18 protein-coding genes, 1 riboswitch and 1 other annotated feature are annotated in these 19,663 nt (G+C 47.4%); of the genes, 4 read left to right on the plus strand and 14 right to left on the minus strand.

Annotated features, from left to right (window positions below):
* Positions 1–20 precede the first annotated feature (20 nt).
* On the minus strand, positions 21–632 hold the full coding sequence (locus ACHZES_RS18175) for a recombinase family protein (RefSeq protein ID WP_395549061.1): 612 nt from the start codon (positions 630–632) through the stop codon (positions 21–23).
* Between the two features lie 682 nt (positions 633–1,314).
* On the opposite strand from ACHZES_RS18175, the gene ACHZES_RS18180 reads away from it, so the two are divergent.
* Positions 1,315–3,534 carry a methyl-accepting chemotaxis protein gene (locus ACHZES_RS18180; RefSeq protein ID WP_395549060.1) on the plus strand — a complete coding sequence of 740 codons (2,220 nt, stop codon included), beginning with the start codon at positions 1,315–1,317 and terminating at the stop codon, positions 3,532–3,534.
* Between the two features lie 112 nt (positions 3,535–3,646).
* On the opposite strand, the gene thiD is transcribed toward ACHZES_RS18180, so the two are convergent.
* From thiD to ACHZES_RS18245, 13 genes are all read right to left on the minus strand, one after another.
* The gene (thiD, locus tag ACHZES_RS18185; RefSeq protein WP_395549059.1) at positions 3,647–4,447 is read right to left on the minus strand and encodes a bifunctional hydroxymethylpyrimidine kinase/phosphomethylpyrimidine kinase; all 801 of its coding nucleotides are present in this window, start codon (positions 4,445–4,447) and stop codon (positions 3,647–3,649) included.
* Positions 4,444–5,085, minus strand: a complete 642-nt coding sequence (gene thiE / locus ACHZES_RS18190) for a thiamine phosphate synthase (protein WP_395549058.1) — start codon at positions 5,083–5,085, stop codon at positions 4,444–4,446. Before thiE ends, thiD begins: the two co-directional genes overlap by 4 nt.
* Positions 5,072–5,959, minus strand: coding sequence for a hydroxyethylthiazole kinase (gene thiM / locus ACHZES_RS18195; RefSeq protein ID WP_395549057.1), 888 nt, complete (start codon positions 5,957–5,959; stop codon positions 5,072–5,074). The genes thiE and thiM overlap by 14 nt, the downstream gene beginning before the upstream one ends.
* A gap of 15 nt (positions 5,960–5,974) precedes the next feature.
* A complete protein-coding gene (thiW, locus tag ACHZES_RS18200) occupies positions 5,975–6,529 on the minus strand; it encodes an energy coupling factor transporter S component ThiW (protein WP_395549056.1) in 555 nt (184 codons plus the stop codon).
* Positions 6,530–6,611: 82 nt separating this feature from the next.
* A complete protein-coding gene (gene thiC / locus ACHZES_RS18205) occupies positions 6,612–7,919 on the minus strand; it encodes a phosphomethylpyrimidine synthase ThiC (RefSeq protein WP_395549055.1) in 1,308 nt (435 codons plus the stop codon).
* Positions 7,920–8,020: 101 nt separating this feature from the next.
* A riboswitch (TPP riboswitch) is annotated at positions 8,021–8,127 on the minus strand.
* A gap of 51 nt (positions 8,128–8,178) precedes the next feature.
* On the minus strand, positions 8,179–8,952 hold the full coding sequence (trpA, locus tag ACHZES_RS18210; protein WP_395549054.1) for a tryptophan synthase subunit alpha: 774 nt from the start codon (positions 8,950–8,952) through the stop codon (positions 8,179–8,181).
* Positions 8,945–10,129, minus strand: coding sequence for a tryptophan synthase subunit beta (gene trpB / locus ACHZES_RS18215; protein ID WP_154525525.1), 1,185 nt, complete (start codon positions 10,127–10,129; stop codon positions 8,945–8,947). The genes trpA and trpB overlap by 8 nt, the downstream gene beginning before the upstream one ends.
* A complete protein-coding gene (locus ACHZES_RS18220) occupies positions 10,075–10,758 on the minus strand; it encodes a phosphoribosylanthranilate isomerase (RefSeq protein ID WP_395549053.1) in 684 nt (227 codons plus the stop codon). Before ACHZES_RS18220 ends, trpB begins: the two co-directional genes overlap by 55 nt.
* The gene (gene trpC, locus ACHZES_RS18225; RefSeq protein ID WP_154525521.1) at positions 10,755–11,549 is read right to left on the minus strand and encodes an indole-3-glycerol phosphate synthase TrpC; all 795 of its coding nucleotides are present in this window, start codon (positions 11,547–11,549) and stop codon (positions 10,755–10,757) included. Before trpC ends, ACHZES_RS18220 begins: the two co-directional genes overlap by 4 nt.
* Entirely contained in the window at positions 11,546–12,565 is a 1,020-nt protein-coding gene (gene trpD, locus ACHZES_RS18230) for an anthranilate phosphoribosyltransferase (RefSeq protein ID WP_089988677.1), read from the minus strand. The genes trpC and trpD overlap by 4 nt, the downstream gene beginning before the upstream one ends.
* Entirely contained in the window at positions 12,566–13,150 is a 585-nt protein-coding gene (locus ACHZES_RS18235) for an anthranilate synthase component II (protein WP_395549052.1), read from the minus strand.
* The gene (locus ACHZES_RS18240; protein WP_395549051.1) at positions 13,150–14,622 is read right to left on the minus strand and encodes an anthranilate synthase component I family protein; all 1,473 of its coding nucleotides are present in this window, start codon (positions 14,620–14,622) and stop codon (positions 13,150–13,152) included. The genes ACHZES_RS18235 and ACHZES_RS18240 overlap by 1 nt, the downstream gene beginning before the upstream one ends.
* A gap of 118 nt (positions 14,623–14,740) precedes the next feature.
* Positions 14,741–15,005, minus strand: a binding site (T-box leader).
* Positions 14,979–15,473, minus strand: coding sequence for a GNAT family N-acetyltransferase (locus ACHZES_RS18245; protein ID WP_154525515.1), 495 nt, complete (start codon positions 15,471–15,473; stop codon positions 14,979–14,981). It overlaps the preceding feature by 27 nt.
* A gap of 362 nt (positions 15,474–15,835) precedes the next feature.
* Here ACHZES_RS18245 and ACHZES_RS18250 point away from each other — a divergent pair, with 362 nt between their 5' ends.
* From ACHZES_RS18250 to ACHZES_RS18260, 3 genes are read left to right on the plus strand one after another with little or no spacing between them, the layout of a single operon-like run.
* A complete protein-coding gene (locus ACHZES_RS18250; RefSeq protein ID WP_154525513.1) occupies positions 15,836–17,143 on the plus strand; it encodes a four-carbon acid sugar kinase family protein in 1,308 nt (435 codons plus the stop codon).
* A gap of 33 nt (positions 17,144–17,176) precedes the next feature.
* On the plus strand, positions 17,177–18,178 hold the full coding sequence (pdxA, locus tag ACHZES_RS18255; RefSeq protein WP_038283893.1) for a 4-hydroxythreonine-4-phosphate dehydrogenase PdxA: 1,002 nt from the start codon (positions 17,177–17,179) through the stop codon (positions 18,176–18,178).
* Between the two features lie 33 nt (positions 18,179–18,211).
* Positions 18,212–19,612, plus strand: a complete 1,401-nt coding sequence (locus ACHZES_RS18260; protein ID WP_154525511.1) for a GntP family permease — start codon at positions 18,212–18,214, stop codon at positions 19,610–19,612.
* Positions 19,613–19,663: the final 51 nt, after the last annotated feature.

Raw genomic sequence — 19,663 nt, forward strand, 5'->3', positions numbered from 1 at the left:
ATGTTATATAGGATTATGGTTTACAGGGGCGTTGTTTTTGATTTGTGTTTTTTAATCATTGTCCGGAACTGGCTGACTGTGATACCTAACTCATTGCTGGCGGTTTCCAGGGTATAGATGCGTTTCTGCCATTTTTCGTAGACCGGGTAAAATTCCTGGGGAATTGGGCTGGGAAAGCGCCCCAGATGCTTTCCCTGTGCTTTTGCAAGGGCAATTCCCTCCGCCTGACGTTGTTTAATGTTTTCACGCTCCGCCTGTGCCACATAAGAAAGAAGCTGCAGGACAATGTCAGAGATCAGGGTGCCGATCAGATCTTTATTTGTTCTTGTGTCCAGAATGGGCATATCCAGGATCACAATATCAGCTTTTTTTGTTTTTACGATTTCCCGCCATTCTTCCTGTATGTCATCGTAATTTCTTCCCAGACGGTCAATGCTTTTAACAACAAGAACATCTCCTTCTTTCAATTTTCTCTTTAACTTTTGATATTGGGGTCTGTTAAAATCTTTTCCCGACAATTTATCGCAGAATATGTTCTTGTCAATAATCCCCCAGCGCAGAAGTTCTACTTTCTGCCGTTCCGTATTTTGCTCCAATGAGGAGACCCTCATGTATCCGTAAAAGCTTTTCATTAAAATAACCTCCTGTCATTCTTAATTATGGCATGAGGTCAAGGGATTATTCTACTATATTAGCATTTGTAAAAAAAATAGTGATAACAATAGTCTTCAAGTCAAAATATAAAAATGATACCTAGATAAGTAAGCGATGCTTATTTGGCTGGAATCTTTGCATACAAAATAATAATTATATCATCAGATTATTTGATAAAAAGGTACACCTTTTTATCAAATGTAAATCTCACAAAAATGCTACATATATTATAAGCACTATTACGACAAAATACAACATATTTCGCACATTTTATTCTTATTTTCTTTACATTTCGCCAGTGATACCAAGGTGTACCTTTTTATTATTAAGGTGTAACCGCAAGAAAAACCAGTATTGCCTACTTCTGGCAGACCGGGATTTCAGAGCGGACTTCATTGATATGGTGATTACAGAGATGGGAAAGTTATAAGATAAGCATGGTAGATTATGGGGGTGGAGATGTAAAGGTGGAAGTATTTTATAATATTAGCAGCAAAAAGAAGATATGTGTTTCAATAATCAAAGGTGTTAAAACGCTTATGGATCGAAAACCATAAAACGGTCCCGTTCATTAATGACTGGCATTTCAATGATACTTAGAAATCCGTTTCATTGAAAGCATCTGAATTTTACGAAAATAATGATACGAGGAAAATACACATGAAAATAGGAAAAGGAAACACGCGGCGAAACAAATACAGGAAAATTTCAGAGAAAATTGCAATCGTGATCACAGCCGCGTTGCTTATGGTTTTTGCCGTTTTAAGTATAGTAACCATCTATTTGTCAGGTCAGACAACCAGTACGGCTGTCAGCGCCGAGCTTACAAATCTGGCTCATGCAAATGGAAACCAGGTACAAGCGATTCTGGATGCCGCGTCCAAAGAGGCATCAGCAATGCAGGATTATCTTGAAAAGTCATTTGACCAGGGAACTGCGGTCATTTCTTCTCCCGAAAACGTTAAGGTAAAAAGCGCAGTATATCACAAGGAAATGTCTGATTTAGATATTGAAGTGGAAAATTATTTAATTAACAGTATGTGTTCTGCTGTTATGGGCGATGAGGATATTGTTGGGTTGGGAATATTTTTTGAGCCGGGCAAGTTTGATAAAAATATCGAGGATTATACGTTGTATGTAAGCGGTGAGGATGCTGCCAAGAATAAAGCACAGTCCTTTGGCGCCTACAGTGATTACAGCAATAAGGAATATTATAAGCCTGTGAAAGAAACCGGGAAGCCTTATTTCACAAAGCCTATCAAATATCAGGGAGTCACCATGATCACTGCTGCATATCCCGTCATATGTAATAATGAGTTTCAGGGGGTAATAGTAGCTGATATTGATGTTGGTAAGTTTAGTAAAATAACCACTTCTTCCGAAGAATATAAAACACTTTATGTCGGTATTCTAACCGATGATTTTACCACGGTATATGACAGCGAATATGCTGATGACATTGGCCATAATTTGGCTGAATTTTTAAAAGATCCAAAGGATATGCAGAAGATTACTGATGGAGCAGCTTTGGGAAAGGCTTTTTCCTGTACCACTGTCCGGGAGGATGGACATAAAGTAGCCCGGTATTTCTACCCCATCGATGTGGAGGGGACCCATTGGTGGGCACAGACGGTGTTGGAAACTTCTGATTTAAATAAAAATACCAAAATATTAACGGCTGCTATTGGGATTGTGTCTGCATTGTCACTGATTGCTGTGGTCGCCATCGTTATCATTGTTTTAAGAAAAGCACTGAAGCCGATTAACGGCGTGGTTTCTGCTGCTGCTTTAATTGCTTCCGGTAACCTGGCGATCCAGGTGGATACAAAAAGCAATGATGAGATCGGGGTTCTTTCCAGAACCTTTACGGAAATGGCGGGGAATTTACGGTTCATCATTCAGGATATTAAATACTTATTGGAGGAAATGAGCAGGGGCAATTTCAGGATCAATACGGAATATGAAGAAAAATACATTGGCGATTATCAGGAGATATTAATTGCCATGCGAACCATTAACCGTAATTTAAGCGATACTCTTGCGGAAATTAATACGGCCTCTGATCAGGTATCGGCAGGAGCGGGGCAGATGTCAGACAGTGCACAGACCTTAAGCCAGGGAGCGGCGGAGCAGGCAAGCTCCGTGGAAGAGCTTACGTCTACCATCACGGAAATTTCGGAAAGAATCAAAAACAACGCAGACAATGCGCAGCAGGCCAGCCGCTTATCAGAGGAATCAGGAGAAGAGGTTGGGGAAAGCAACCAGCAAATGCAGCTGCTCATGAAGGCAATGGAGGAAATCACCGATACTTCCCAGGAAATCGGTAAAATTATCAGATCCATTGATGACATTGCTTTCCAGACGAACATCCTGGCTTTAAATGCTGCTGTGGAAGCAGCCCGTGCCGGTGAGGCAGGCAAGGGATTTTCTGTGGTGGCAGATGAGGTGCGAAACCTTGCAGGAAAGTCGGCCGAAGCTGCCAAAAACACTACGGCATTGATTGAAAGTACTGTAGATGCAATTGAGAAGGGCAGGCTGCTGGCAGATAAAGCAGCCGGATCACTTCTTATGGTTGTAGAAACGTCCAGGAGCGTGGATGAAAGAATCCGGCAGATAGCGAAAGCTTCCGATGAAGAATCTTATGCGGTTACACAGATTGCAGCAGGACTTGAACAGATTTCATCAGTTGTACAAACCAATTCCGCAACATCAGAAGAAAGTGCGGCGGCAAGTGAAGAACTTTCGGGACAGGCGCAGATGTTAAAGAGTCTGGTAAACCGATTTAAGCTAAGAGATGCAGGGGAAAGGATTGTAAGTCATGAGGCCTCAATCTCAGCCATAGAACCAGCTGATGATTATGGCGCTGGCAGTAAATATTAATAGAAACACGGACGGCGGTGCCGGTACCTGAGGTTTTGAATGAAAATACCGGTTATGGCGGGAGCATGTAATGCTTCCCGCCATAACCGGTTAATAAGCCTATTGGTGATTTTTAAGTTCTCCATCCATGCCATAAAGGCCCCCGTCCTTTTCCCAGATTTAATCCGGCTTTTAATGCACCGTTTAGATAGGACTTTGCCATCCGAATGCTTTCTTCTAATTCCATGCCTAAAGCCAGTCCGCAGGCAATGGCAGAAGATAGGGTGCATCCGGTTCCATGGGTATTTGGATTGTCGATCCGTTCTCCTGGAAACCAGGTGACAGTTCCGTTACAGCATAGAACATCGTCAGCTCCCATGGAACTATGGCCTCCTTTTAACAGAAAAGATACTTGAAAGATATGGAAAAGCTTCATTGCGGCTTCTTCCATATCTTTTCTGCTGTATATCCGGCTCCCTTTTGTGGATAAAAGTGCTTCTGCCTCCGGGATATTGGGGGTAACTAAAGCTGCCAGGGGAAACAGCCGGCTTGTTAAAGTCTTAACATCCTGTGGCTTTAAAAGCGAATGCCCGCTGGTGGATATCATGACAGGGTCCACGATCACAGGAGAACGGTTATATTTTCCCAGTTTTTCCGCAATGATTTCTATAGAAGTAGAAGTCCCGGCCATGCCGATCTTTACTGCTTTTGGCGGAATGTCCGTAAATACGGCCTCCAGTTGGGCGGCAAGCATTTCCTGACTAACCGTTTCCGTCATAAAAACCCCTGTAGTATTTTGGGCGACCAGGGCGGTAATAACGCTTGAGCCGTAGACACCCAAAGCCGCGGCAGTCTTTAAATCTGCCTGTATTCCGGCTCCGCCGCTGGGATCGGTGCCTGCAATGGTAAGGAAAGAAGGAAGAATCAGACTCATGGGCTCACCACCTTTAAAAGCTGTTCTTTTAAGTGATGGACGGCTGCGGTTATATCCTTTTGCCCAAAGATGCCGGAAACCACCGCAGCTCCGGCTACGCCTGTTCCTTTTAAGCTGGAAACATTTTCAACCGTAATTCCCCCGATGGCAACTACCGGAATAGGAACACTACGGCAGATCGCAGACAGCTGTTCCAGGGTTAAGGGAATGGCATCCTTTTTTGTAGTGCTTGGGAAGATAGCCCCGGATCCGATATAATCTGCGCCGTCCATAAATGCGTCTTTAGCTTGGCTTACGTTTTTGGCAGTAACGCCCAGGATACGGTCCGGCCCGATTAACCGGCGGACCTCGGAAGGTGATAAATCATCCTGTCCAACGTGCACACCGTCCGCCCCGCACTTAAGGGCAATCTCCACATCATCGTTGATGATTAACGGGACTCCATAATGCTTCGTAAGCTCACGGACAAGTAAGGCTTCTTCCAGGAAAGCACGTTTATCCAGGCCCTTTTCACGGAGCTGGAGAAGGGTCACTCCGGCAGAGAGCGCTTCTTCGATCTGCTCTGTTAAGGTTTTTTCTCCAGTAAATGCCTGGTCTGTTACCCCATAGAGAAAAAGCATGTCTTTATGAAATTTCAATATTGATCCCTCCTTTTAAGGTGCTTTCTTCTAAAAGGCTTACTTCGTCTAGTAAGCAGCAGCGGAAGCTTCCTGTCCCGCCGGAAATCGTTTCCACTCGTTTTGCCGCCCGCTCCCCGCAAAGACCGGCAGCAGCTGTGGCAAGAACAGCTGCCTGGAGTATGTCATTCTGTGAGAGAGTGGGGCCGATGGCGGCTATATAGGCGGCAATTATGCCATCCAGCATGCAGCCGCTTCCTGTAATGCGGGACATTTGAGGGCAACCGTTCCTGATAAGCCAGTCTTCCTTCCCGTTTGAAACAATATCAATGGCTCCTGTCATAACAGTCACGGCACCGGTAACAGCGCTTAATGCCCTGGCGGTTTCCTTAAGAGATTTAAGGGTATCTTCCCTTATCTCATCAGAAAAGGAAGCATCAACTCCCCGGGCGGGAGATACAGAGCCGTTTCCGTCCCCAGCGTTTTGTCCGGTCAGCTCCTTTAACAGAACCCGCAGCTCGGAGGCATTTCCCCTGATAACGGTTACCTTCACTTCCCTTAATAGGGAGAGAGCCGTTTCGGTCCGATAACGGGAAGCACCGATCCCCACCGGGTCAAAGATGACAGGGAGGTTGCGCCGGTTTGCTTCCAGCCCGGCTTTTATCATAGCGGATTTGGTCGTTTCTTTCGGAGTTCCAATGTTCAAAAGAAGGCAGTGGGATAAGGCGGTTATCTCCGAAACCTCTTCCGGCTGGTCTGCCATAATGGGAGAACCACCGCAGGCTAAAATGATATTTGCCACGTCTCCGGCCGTAACATAATTGGTGATACAGTGGATAACGGGCCGTTTTTCCCTGACCAATCCTGTCAGGGAATCATTGATCTTTATGCTCATATCCGGCGTCCCCCCCTATTCATTGATGAGCTGCTCAAAATAGGAAAAAAGCCCAAGGCGGCGCAGAATTGCCAGTAAAATTGCAGCCATAATGGTTCCAGCCAGAGTGCTCATGAAAAATGGAGCAACAAAGAAGAACACAGCTACCTCTTTTCCCATGAGAACGGCGGCCACTGGATAGCAGAGCAGTCCTCCGATCAGCCCGGTTCCGACCACTTCTCCAAGATAGGCGGGCAAAAGCTTCCTGGTTCTTTGATACAGATAAGCTCCAAGAAATGCGCCAGCCATGCTTCCCGGAAAGGCAAGCAGGCTCCCGGTTCCCATGAGATTTCGTATGAGAGAAGTACAAAACGCCATGGAAACACCATAGACAGGTCCTAAGAACACCCCGGCTATAACATTAGCCAGATGCTGTATCGGAAAGCATTTGGAAGATCCCACCGGGATGGAAAAACCTGAGAGTGCCACGGTAAGGGCTGTCAGCATTCCGCTGATCACCAGCTTTTTCACCCGTACTCTTGAACCAGCAGAAGATTTGCTATAAGTTGTTTGTGATATTTGATCTTTCATGAAAGTTCCTCCTATCTATGTAATTCCAACCTGACAAGCAGGGTTGCAGATTGCAAATATCTGATTGACTTTCCACAAAATATCATTCATCAAATATATCAACGATCTCTCCGTCTAGGATCCGGTTCATATTTTTCATGGCGCAGAAATTGCCGCACATGGAGCAGGTATCTTCTTTTTCCGGTTTTGATGCGGCACGGTAGCGTCTGGCCTTTTCCGGATCAATGGCAAGCTGAAACATGGTTTCCCAATCCAGCCGTTTTCTGGCATCGCTCATCTTATGATCCCATTCCTTAGCACCTTGGATGCCTTTTGCAATATCCGCTGCATGGGCTGCAATCCGGGCCGCAATGATACCTTCCTTCACATCTGCTTCATCCGGCAGTCTTAAATGCTCCGCAGGAGTTACATAGCAGAGAAACGCTGCTCCGGCAGCAGCGGCCACTGCTCCGCCGATTGCTGCGGTAATATGGTCATATCCGGGCGCAATATCAGTGACAAGAGGCCCGAGGACATAAAAAGGGGCTCCCTTGCAGATTGTCTGCTGTATTTTCATATTGGCTGCAATCTGATCCAGGGGCATGTGGCCGGGGCCTTCAATAATGATCTGTACATCCTTCTCCCAGGCCCTTCTTGTCAGTTCCCCAAGAGTCACCAGCTCCTCCACCTGGGAAATATCCGACGCATCTTCAATACACCCTGGACGGCAGGCATCTCCAAGGCTTAAGGTCACGTCATGCTTCTGGCAGATTTCCAGTATGCGGTCATAGTGCTCATAAAAGGGGTTCTCCTCCCCGGTCATTTCCATCCAGGCAAAGATGATGGACCCGCCTCTTGAAACAATGTTAGTCAGCCTTTTTGCTTCCTTGAATCTTTTGGCAGTCTGCTTGTTGATCCCAACGTGAATGGTCATGAAGTCCACCCCGTCTTCCGCATGCATCTCCACGATCTTTATCCATTCCTCGGCGGTGATTTCCCGAAGGGGTTTGTGATAATAAACCACAGCATCGTAGATCGGAACCGTACCAATCATAGCCGGACATTCTCCTGTCAGCTTCTTGCGGAATTTCCGGGTATCTCCAAAGGAGCTTAAATCCATAATGGACTCTGCCCCCATGAGAACTGCGTCCTTTACTTTCAAAAGCTCCATATCCAGATCATTCAAATCCCTGGACGTACCCAGATTCACATTGATCTTTGTTCTCAGCATGGAGCCGATCCCGCTGGGCTTTAAGCAGCTGTGGTTTTTATTAGCCGGAATGGCGACTTTTCCTTCCGCTACCAGTTCCCGCAGCTTTTCCGGCTCCCATTGTTCGTGTTCAGCAACTGCCATCAGTTCCTTTGTCAGAATGCCTTTTCTTGCGGCATCCATTTGTGTGGTGTAATTCATGTTTATTCCTCCTTTTTTCTCGCAAACGGAGGGATTGTAAGGGCTTTTGGTAAAGAACAAGAAAAAGAGCCCATACCAACAGGTATAGGCTCGGAAATATGCAATCATCCCATATGAATCCCTACGTTGGCATTACCCAAATCAGGTTATAAAGGTCGAAGTTGATTACTTCCTCTCAGCCCGCCTACGAGCTCCCTCTTGTGGCACTAGTGTAGCATTCCCCCTCCTCCTTGTCAAGGAAAACATCCCTTACCGGCAATCAGCCGGATATGGCGGACTTCATTTCCCTTACGTAGTCGCAGACAGGCTCAACACAGTCTTTTCCATACTTTGCGGCAATTTTTACAATGGCGCTGCCCACAATGACGCCGTCCGCATGCCTACTCATCTCCCTGGCCTGCTCTTTGGTGGAGATCCCAAAGCCGATGGCGCAGGGAATATCTTTTGCCTCCTTTACGAAGGAAATCATTTCGCCAATGTCGGTATTGATTTCTGATCTCACTCCTGTCACGCCCATGGAGGAAACGCAGTAAATAAATCCTTCCGATCCAGATGCAATGGTCCGTATCCGCTCCCTGGAAGTGGGTGCGATGAGGGAAATCAGTTCGATCCCGTACTTCCTGCAGTAGGGCAGCAGTTCCTCCCTTTCCTCAAAGGGCATATCCGGTACGATCAGGGCGTCAATGCCGCAGTCCGCCGCATTTTTTAAGAAACGTTCGCTGCCATATACGAAAACCGGATTGATATAAGTCATAAAAGCCAACGGAACATCGGTTTTTTTGCGTATCCGTTTTACGGTCTCGAAAAGCTTATCCGTGGTAGTTCCTGACGCCAGAGCCCGCATATCGGCTTCCTGGATTACGATGCCTTCTGCAATCGGGTCAGAAAAAGGGATTCCGAGCTCGATTAAATCCGCTCCGGCCTCGGCCATAGCAGGAACCAGCTCTTCGGTGGTGGCAAGGTCAGGATCCCCTGCTGTAATAAATGGAATGAATGCCTTCCCCTTAGAAAATACTTCGCTAATTCTACTCATAGATTTCAACCCCCTTGTAACGGGCAATGGCTGCCACATCCTTGTCACCACGCCCTGATAGATTAATAACAATGACCTCATCCTTTCCCATGGAAGGAGCAATCTTTCTGGCATAGGCTACGGCATGGGCGCTTTCTATTGCCGGAATGATTCCTTCCAGACGGGATAAGTATTCAAAGGCTTCCACGGATTCCTGATCCGTAATGGAAACGTAGCTGGCTCTTCCTGAGTCGTGAAGGGCCGCATGCTCCGGTCCGATGCCGGGATAATCAAGTCCTGCGGAAATGGAAAAAACAGGGGCGATCTGGCCGTACTCATCCTGGCAGAAATAGGACTTCATTCCGTGGAAGATTCCAAGGGAGCCGGTGGAAATGGTGGCTGCGTGCTTTCCTGTTTCAATGCCGTGTCCTGCGGCCTCGCAGCCCACCAGCTTTACGGAAGCCTCGTTTACAAATTCATGGAAGATTCCCATGGCATTGCTTCCGCCTCCCACGCAGGCAATCACCATATCAGGAAGCTTACCCTCTGCTTCCAGAAGCTGAGAACGGACCTCTTTTCCAATGATGCTCTGAAAATCCCTGACAATGGTAGGAAATGGGTGAGGGCCCATGACAGAGCCCAGAACATAATGGGTGTCAGCCACCCGGTTGGTCCATTCCCTCATGGTCTCATTGACTGCATCTTTTAAGGTCTGGGTACCGCTGGTGACCGCGTGAACCTTTGTGCCTAAAAGCTCCATGCGGAAGACATTTAAGGCCTGACGGTCCGTATCCTCCTTGCCCATGAAAACTTCGCATTCCATTCCCATGAGAGCAGCGGCGGTAGCGGTAGCAACACCATGCTGTCCAGCTCCTGTTTCAGCGATGACACGGGTCTTCCCCATCTTCTTTGCAAGAAGAACCTGGCCCAGGGCATTGTTAATCTTGTGGGAGCCGGTATGGTTTAGATCTTCCCTCTTTAAATAGATCTTTGCGCCTCCTAAATCCTCTGTCATCCGCTCTGCATAATAGAGCAGAGAGGGCCTTCCGGTATATTTTTTGTGGAGGTCTGAAAGTTCTGCTAAAAACTCCTGGTCATGGCTGTACTTCTCATAAGCTTCTTCCAGTTCATTCACTGCATTCATCAGTGTTTCGGGGACAAATTGTCCGCCGTGCTGTCCAAATTTTCCTTTTGACATGGCTGTTCACTCCTTACTATTTGTATGATTTCTTTTATTTTTTGCGGGTCTTTTTTACCCTCTGTTTCCACGGAACTGCTTAGATCCAGGCAAATGGCGTTTGTTTTCATCGCCTGCTTTATGTTTGAAATGCTTACGCCTCCGGCTAGAAACCAGGGTTTTTTTATGTCCGGTATCATGGACCAGTCAAAGGTTTTCCCGCTGCCTCCGTAAAGCCCTTTGGTATAAGTATCAAAAAGCAGGAAATCTGCGGGAAGGTGCTCAGCCTCCTTCATATCCTCTGCCTTCCGGACCCGTATGGCCTTTATGACAGGAATGCCGGGGACCAGACGGCTTTTTAATTCCATCATATAATCCCGGTCCTCATCACCGTGAAGCTGGACAACGTCTATGGTACCAGTTTCTGTAAGGGACAGGAGCTCCTCGATGGGGCTGTTTACGAAAACACCCACCGCCGGTATCTCCGGCAGCAGCAGCTCTCTAAGTTCCTGTGCCTTCGGTCCTGTAAGACAGCGCTTTCCAGGGGCAAATACAAAGCCTGCATAATCCGGTTTTAAGATGTTTACTGCCAGGATATCTTCCCTGCGGGTCAGCCCGCATATTTTGATCTGTTTTTCTTTTGGATTCATTGTGCAGCCCTCTTAAATCCGTTTAAGATTTCCTTCTTGTCAGGGGAACGCATCAGGCTTTCCCCGATCAGGACGGCATTGACCCCGGCTTCTGACAGGAACTTAATGTCTGTTTCTGTTTTGATTCCGCTTTCGGCCACGAAAAGCACATCAGAGGGAACCAGGCTCCTTAAGCGGAGGGAATTGTTAAAATCCACTTCAAAGGTTTTTAAATTCCGGTTATTTACACCGATGATCCTGGCTCCCGCGGAAAGAGCGGAGTGGATTTCCTTTTCGTCATGGGCTTCTACAAGGGCGCTTAAGCCAAGGCTCTGGCAAAGCATCAAGCCTTCTTCCAGGGCTTTTGTATTCAGAAGGGCGCAAATGAGGAGAACTGCTGATGCACCTATGGCCTTTGCCTCGTAGATCTGATAAGGGTCCACCGTAAAATCCTTTCTGAGAAGGGGAATTTTTACCTCATGGCTGATTTCTGTCAGGTAGCTGTTGCTTCCTAGAAAGTATTCCGGTTCTGTGAGGACGGATATGGCATCCGCCCCTGCAGTTTCGTAATTCTTCGCGATCTCCACATAGGGAAATTCGCGGGCAATGATGCCCTTGGAAGGAGAGGCGCGTTTTATTTCACAAATAAATGAAATGCCTGGAGAGGAGAGACTGCGTTCAAAGGAAAGCTCTCTTTCTTTTGTTCTTTCCAAGGTTTCAAATGCCAGCCTTTCCATGTCCTTCATTGGGATTTTATCTTTTGCTGCCTTTACCCGTTTTCTGGAGGCAGCAGCAAGTACGTCAAGTATCATAAGCCCACCTCATTAGTCATCGTTACAAACTCTTCAAGTTTTGAGGCGGCTTTTCCCGAATCAATGAGATGGGCCGCTTGTTCAATGCACTGGGAAATGGTACAGTCATCGATTCCCAGGTACAGGCTTAAGGCAGAGTTTAGTATGACGATATCCCGCTTTGGCCCGTGAAGCTTTCCGTTTAAAATATCCCGGGTGATCTGGGCATTTTCTGCCGGTGTGCCGCCCACCAGCTCAGGAAGGGTGCAGCGGTTTAAGGAAAACTGCTCCGGTGTGATCTCATAGGGAGTCAGTTCCCCGAAACGGATCTCGCATACGTGGCTGGGACCGGTGACCGTGGCTTCATCAAGCCCGTCGTCTCCGCAGACCACCAGTCCCCGCTTAACTCCCAGATTGCTTAGTACCTGGGCCAGGGGTTCTACCAGCTTCCGGTCATAGACCCCCAAAAGCTGCATGGTGGCTCCGGCAGGATTGGAAAGGGGGCCTAAGATATTAAAGATGGTTCGAACTCCAAGCTCTTTCCGCACAGGTCCGGCGTATTTCATAGAGGAATGGTATGCCTGGGCAAATAGGAAGCACATGCCCGTTTCTTTTAGTATGGTCCCAGACTGTTCCGCCGTAAGATTTAAATTCGCACCAAGGTGCTCCAACACATCGGCAGCCCCGCTTTTGCTGGAAACGCTGCGGTTGCCGTGCTTTGCCACCGGAACTCCTCCTGCAGCCACTACAAATGCGCTGGTTGTTGAAATGTTAAAGGTTCCTGCCTCATCACCGCCGGTTCCTACGATATCAATGACAGGAAAATCCGGCTCCAGCTTTAATGCTTTTTCCCGCATGACCGTGGCACAGGCGGTGATCTCGTCAATGGTCTCGCCCTTCATACGAAGACCTGTTAAAAATGCGGCCATCTGAGCCGGGGTGGTTTCTCCGCTCATAATTTCATTCATAACCTCTTTTGCTGCTTCAAAGCTTAAATCCTGCCCTGAGATAACTTCATGGATTGCCTGCCTGATCATTTAATCTGCCTCCTTTATATGAATGGATAAAAAATTCTTAAGTATGGTCATTCCATCTGGGGTCAGGATAGATTCCGGATGGAACTGAAGTCCGTAAAGGGGATATTCCTTATGCTTTACCGCCATGATTTCCCCCATATCATCAGTTCCGATGACAGTCATGCAATGAGGAAGAGAATCTTTTGCGGCAATGAGAGAGTGGTACCTGGCTGCCAGGATCTGTTTTGGAAGCCCATGGAAGATGGGATCAGAAACGTCGATGGTAAGAAGGCTCTGTTTTCCGTGCATCAGCTTCCTTGCATGGGTGATCTCTGCCCCGAATACTTCGCAGATTCCCTGATGACCCAGGCATACCCCAAGAATGGGGATCGTTCCTGAAAGCTTTTTCACCACGTCCTCGCACACTCCTGCGTCTTTCGGATAGCCGGGACCAGGGGAGAGGATGATGTGGCTGGGAGATAGCTCCCCTATTTCTTCCGCTGTCATTGCGTCATTTCGTATGACCCTGATATCCGGATTTAAGCTGCCAAACATCTGGACTAAGTTGTAGGAAAAGCTGTCGTAATTATCAATCAATAGAATCATCAGTCATTTACCTCCCTTGCGGTTTCAATGGCCCGGATCACGGCCTTCGCCTTGTTTTCCGATTCATCGTACTCCCGTTCCGGAACGCTGTCAGCCACAATACCGCCGCCTGCCTGAACGTATACCTTTCCATGACTCTTTACCGCCATGCGAATGGCGATGCAGGTATCCATGTTTCCGGCGAAATCAATGTAACCCAGGGCCCCTCCGTAAATGCCCCTTGGCTCAGTTTCCAGCTCTTCGATGATCTCGCAGGCCCGGATTTTTGGAGCCCCGGAAAGGGTGCCTGCCGGGAGAACCGCCTCTATGGCATGGAAGGCATCCCGGTCAGGGGTGATATTAGCTTCCACCTGAGAACAGATGTGCATGATTCTGGAATAACGGTGGATCATTTGATAGCCTGTCACCTCTACCGTGGAAAACGCTGCGATTTTCCCCAAATCATTTCTTCCCAAGTCCACCAGCATGTTGTGCTCTGCAAGCTCCTTTTCATCTGCCAGAAGCTCTTTTGAAAGCCGTTTGTCTTCCTCTTCATCCTTTCCCCTGGGCCTGGACCCTGCTACCGGAAAGGTGGTGAGCCGCCCGTTCTTTAGACGGACCAGGGTTTCCGGGGAGGTGCTTATGATTTCGGTATCATCCATGTGGAGATATACCATGTAGGGGGAGGGATTGGTGGTCCTTAAGACCCGGTAGGCATTGAGAAGACTGTCCTGGTAATCACTTGTAAACTGTCTGGAAAGCACCGCCTGGAAAATGTCTCCGTCCACGATATAATCCTTTGCCCGCTCCACCATGGAACAGTATTCCTCTTTGGTCACGTTGCAGCTGAAGTTTGGCTGGCTGGTGACCGCTGACTTCTTTAGGGGGATATTTTCTCCGATCATGGCTGCAATGCTTTCCAGCTTTGTGCAGGCCTTCCCGTAATTTTCCATGACCCGGTCGGTTTTCATGTTGACCACAAGACTGATTTTCTGCTTTAAATGGTCGTAGGCTATGACCGTATCAAAAAGCATTAAGTCAAAGTCATTGCAGGTTCCCTTTTTGATGGATAGGACCGGTTCCGCATAGCCAACCATGCTGTAGGCAAAATACCCAACAAATCCCCCGGTAAAGGGTGGAAGTCCGGGAAGCTTTGGGGAGCGGTAATCCTTTAAGATATTCCGCAGCACATCATAGGGCTCCCTGGTAAGGATCACCTGATCCTCCTCCGGCAGGCTGTAATGATGTACCCTAACCACATGATCCTTTAAAGTCACCTTAAGGACCGGGTCATAGCCAAGAAAGGAGTAGCGTCCCCATTTTTCGCCTCCCTCAATGCTTTCAAGCAGATAATAACGGCTGCTTTTGGCTGCGATTTTTCGCAGCAGGGTAATTGGTGTGACAATGTCTGCAAAGATCTCTCTGCAGACCGGGATGACGGGATAGGAAGCGGCAAGCGCTTCGATTTCCTTACAGTCCGGCGTGATGTTCATGATTTATTACGCTCCTTTCCTGGTTAATACTCATGTCTTTTGTAGTCGGTAAACACCCTATAGCAGGTGGAGAGTAACATAAAAAAGGCCTCCGTCCCTCCTCCATACTGCTATGGATAAGAGGGACGAAAGCCTGTAAATTACGGTTCCGTGGTACCACCCTGATTGGAGAAGATAGACTTCTCCCGCTTTATAACACACTAACATGTGCCTCCCCTTGATAACGGATAGGAAACCCGTCGACACCTACTCCCGATTATAAAACCGGTTTCAAGCCGCCCTCGCAGGTCCATTCAGACCAGACATCAACGCTTCCTCCCACCAACCGGAAGCTCTCTGTGCATGATGTTAAAATCTTACTTACTCCTGCTCAACAGTTTTTCACTTTGATTTGTTACAGTATATGAGATTAAAATTAAAATGTCAACACTTTTTTTGCGGACGTTGTTTACAAATCCAGCTGCATGAAAACTGCTGTATAAAGTGTCTAAGCGCATATGCTTATATCCGATCTGTCTGGCATCTGCAATCATTTGCTCAATCAGTGCATTTCCTATATGTTTTCCCCGATATCCAGGTCTGACATATAAACGCTTCATTTCACAAAAACGAACATCCAGCTGTCTCAAAGCAACACATCCAACAATATCACGGTTCAGATAAGCAAGATAGAGCCGTCCATTGGGCAAACCATATTTTTCATTCAATTCTTTCACTTCATCATCATAGTGCTGAGAATTAAGGCACTTTGCTACTTCGGTATCTTTAGCAATAATACTATCCGTGTATTCAGTGAACAAGCGGATAATTTCCTGCGGCCGGTCATATGCCAGTTCAATTCTTACTTCCACCTGTATTCACCTTATAAATTTTGATTTATCACCCTGTAAGGATATATGGTTTTGCTGCGTTTCCGGCTTTACTTCCAATGAGAAAATTATACCATACGTCCAGGCTTATTTCCATATCACTTTATATTTTGTATCATTGGACCCATGTTACAAAATACAGGGATTCAGGGGATTACCAACATGCACTTTTTATATTTTATTAATAATTATTAAAAGAAAATAAAAATTATATTGACAATATTAAACAGACAATGTAAGATTTAGAACATAAATGAACATCATTAATGAACATAATCAAACACGAACGATATCGGCACCAATGTATCTCAAGCCGGTACTGGTACAGAGAAGGGAGAGGAATTATGCCTCAATGTATTGTGGTGGCAGATGATCTGACAGGAGCAAATGCCACAGGGGTTCTGCTTAAGAAGATGAACTACAGGACCTACACCGTAATGAATTCAGAACGGTTGAAGCTGTCCCTGTTCGATCAGTGCGATTGTATCATGTATCCAACAGACAGCAGAGCGGTAAGCAGCGAGACCGCTTATAACCGGGTATTTAACGTGACCAATCTTTTGAAAAATGAAGAGGTTAAGGTATATGCAAAGCGCATTGACAGCACTCTCAGAGGAAATGTTGGGAGGGAGACGGATGCTTTTTTAGATGCTTTGGGCCCGGACTATACTGCTATCTGTGCGCCGTGCTTTCCGGCTTCAGGAAGAATCGTGATCGGCGGGTACATGATGGTAAAGGGGCTTCCCCTTCACAAGACGGAGGCAGCCTTAGACCCCAAGACGCCTGTGTTCACATCGGATGTGAAGAAAATTTTTGAAGGTCAAAGCAGATACAAAGTGGGTAGCATCCAGATGAACGGCATGATGGAAGGAAAGCATGCCCTGGCGGAACGGATCAAAGGGCTTATAAAAGATGGGTGCAGGATCATTGTAATGGATTGTGTGACCCAGGAGGATTTAGACTTAATCGCTGACGCAGCCATTACAAGCGGGATCAAATTTGCTGCAGTGGATCCGGGCGTGTTTACTTCCACAATTGCGAGAAAGCGGATTGTTCCGCCGGACAGGGGGAAGGGGAACAAGATATTGGCCGTGGTGGGAAGTGTAAATCCTGTGACAAGAAAACAGATGGAAGAGCTTTGGCTGACCCAGCGGACCGCCCATAACATTTTTGTTTCCGCTGCCAGGTTCCTGGAGAGTGAAGAATGCCGGGAGGAGGAAATCAAACGGACCGTAAAAGAGGTTTTGGAAGCCAGCGAGTCTTATGAGATCCTTACTGTTACAGGGGATGGGATCTATCCGGAAAACAGGGTGGATTTTAACCGATACGAATCCGGCTATCCAGGGGGAGTGGATGAGATGACCAGGCTGATCTGCGATTCCTTTGCGGAAATTACCCGCCGGGTATTTACATATAACGGCGGCTTTCAAGGGATCTACAGCAGCGGGGGAGATATTACGGTGGCTATCTGCCAGAAGTTCCATACCGCCGGCTTATGCCTCCTTGATGAGGTTCTTCCCCTTGCGGCCTACGGGAAGTTTTTAAAAGGGGATTTCGAAGGGGTGTCAATCATAACAAAGGGAGGGATGGTAGGAGAACCTGATGCTGCCAACCGGTGCATCACCTACTTAAAAGAGAAGCTATTTATGTAAACCTTATGCAAACTAAGAAATGGAGGAACAAATATGAGCAAACCACTAATCGTAATACCCATAGGAGACCCGGCAGGCATTGGCCCGGAGATCGTGGCAAAGGCGCTGGCAGAGCCAAGGGTCATAGAGGCGGCCGACTGCATTGCAGTGGGAGATAAAAAAATCATGGAGCAGGCCATCAGGATCACAGGGGTGGATTTAAGGATCAAGACGGTAAAGGGGCCGGAAGAGGGGGAATTTGAAAAAGGAATATTAAACCTCATCAATCTGGATAACGTGGATATGGACCAGTTTGCATTCGGAGAAGTCAGCGGAATGTGCGGCAGAGCAGCCTATGAATACATTGAGGAAAGCATCAGGCTGGCAAACGAGGGAAGGGCGGATGCGGTGGCAACCACTCCCATTAACAAAGAGGCCTTAAGGGAGGCAGGTATACCTTTTATCGGTCATACCGAGATATTCAGCGCTCTGACGGAGACAGAGGATCCGCTTACCATGTTTGAGACCAACGGGCTGAGGGTTTTCTTCCTTACAAGGCATGTATCCTTAAGAGATATGCTTGATATGGTGACCAGGGAGAGGATCAAAGATTATGTGAAGCGCTGCCTTGAGGCTTTAAAGCGGCTTGGAGTAGAGGAGGGGACCATGGCGGTTGCAGGACTGAACCCTCACTGTGGGGAACATGGCCTGTTCGGTGACGAAGAGGTGAGGGAAATCATCCCAGCCGTATTGGAATTACAGGAAGAAGGGTATCCGGTTGCAGGGCCGATCGGGGCGGATTCCGTGTTCCATCAGGCAGCCCAGGGGCGGTTTAACAGCGTGCTTTCCCTGTATCATGACCAGGGCCATATTGCTACAAAAACCCTGGATTTTGACCGGACCATCGCAATTACCAACGGGATGCCCATCCTGCGCACCTCGGTGGACCATGGCACGGCCTTTGACATTGCAGGAACTGGAAAAGCAGGCGCTGTCAGCATGATCGAGGCTATTTTGCTTGCAGCAAAGTATTCCCCCCGTTTTAAAAAAGCGTAACGGGGCAGTTAAAAATTTGAGGAGGGTTTCTTTATGGTAGGAGGACTTAGCGGCGAAAGAATGATGATTGCTCTTGGAATCGGTATTGTGATTCTGATAGTTTTGGTACTGAAAACAAAGATCCACGCATTTCTGGCACTGATCATGGCATCGGTTATCATTGGTGTGATAGGGGGTATGCCTCTTGTAAATATCACATTGGAAAATGGGAAGACCTTTGGCATTGTTAATTCTATAACAACCGGCTTTGGGGGAACGCTTGGGAGTATAGGAATCATCATCGGTTTTGGGGTGATGATGGGACAGATATTTGAACGGACCGGGGCAGCCAAGCGGATGGCCCAGACATTTTTAAAGCTTTTTGGGAAAAAGAGGGAAGAGGAAGCACTGGCACTGACGGGATTTCTGGTTTCCATCCCCATTTTCTGCGACTCCGGATTTGTGATCCTGGCACCCATTGCAAAGGCTATTTCAAGGGTGACGAAAAAATCGGTGATTTCCCTTGGGGCAGCTCTGGCAGCAGGGCTTGTGATTACCCATAGCCTTGTGCCGCCCACTCCCGGGCCTTTGGGCGTATGCGGAATCTTTGGAGTGGACGTAGGAAGATTCATTCTTTATGGCATTGTCATCGCTATTCCCATGACTGTGGCCTGTACGGTTTATGCAAGATGGGTCGGAAAAAGGATTTACCAGATTCCTGATGATAAGGAAGGTTTTGTGCGCCTCCCCTATCAGGAGCCGGATTATTCTCAGGATTTTTCCATTGGCTCTGAAAATCTTCCATCCACCCTGGAATCCTTTGCTCCTTTGTTTCTTCCCATCATCCTCATCCTGATCAGCACGGTTTCCAGTGCTTTGGGAAAAACCACCGGCTTTATGATGGTCTTTCAGTTTTTGGGAAGTCCAATCGTAGCTGTAGGGATCGGGCTGGTTCTGGCAATTTTTACCCTGGGTAGAAGCCTTACCAGAGAAGAAGCGATTAAGGAAATGGAAAAGGGTATGGCATCTGCAGGAATCATCATGCTGGTAACCGGAGGAGGCGGTGCCTTAGGACAGATCATTAAGGACAGCGGACTTGGAACCTATATGGCGGAAGCTCTTGCAGGCACCGCGGTTCCCATCGTCATCCTTCCGTTCCTCATTGCCACAGCCATGCGGTTTATCCAGGGTTCCGGCACGGTTGCCATGACAACGGCGGCCAGCATATCAGCCCCTATCATCCTGGCTGCGGGAGTGAATCCTATCCTTGGAGCCTTGGCGTGCTGTGTAGGCTCTCTGTTCTTTAGCTACTTTAATGACAGTTATTTCTGGGTGGTAAACCGGACACTTGGTGTTGGAGAAGTAAAAGACCAGATCCTTACCTATTCCATTACTTCCACCATTGCATGGGCTGTTGGATTTGTTGAAGTTTTAATATTGAGTATTTTCCTGTAATCATTTATGATATACATAGGGGAATTTGTGCGAAAAGCAGATACCCTGCCG

Origin of the sequence: Lacrimispora sanguinis (assembly GCF_044987295.1) — a bacterium.
Lineage (GTDB): Bacteria > Bacillota > Clostridia > Lachnospirales > Lachnospiraceae > Lacrimispora > Lacrimispora celerecrescens_B.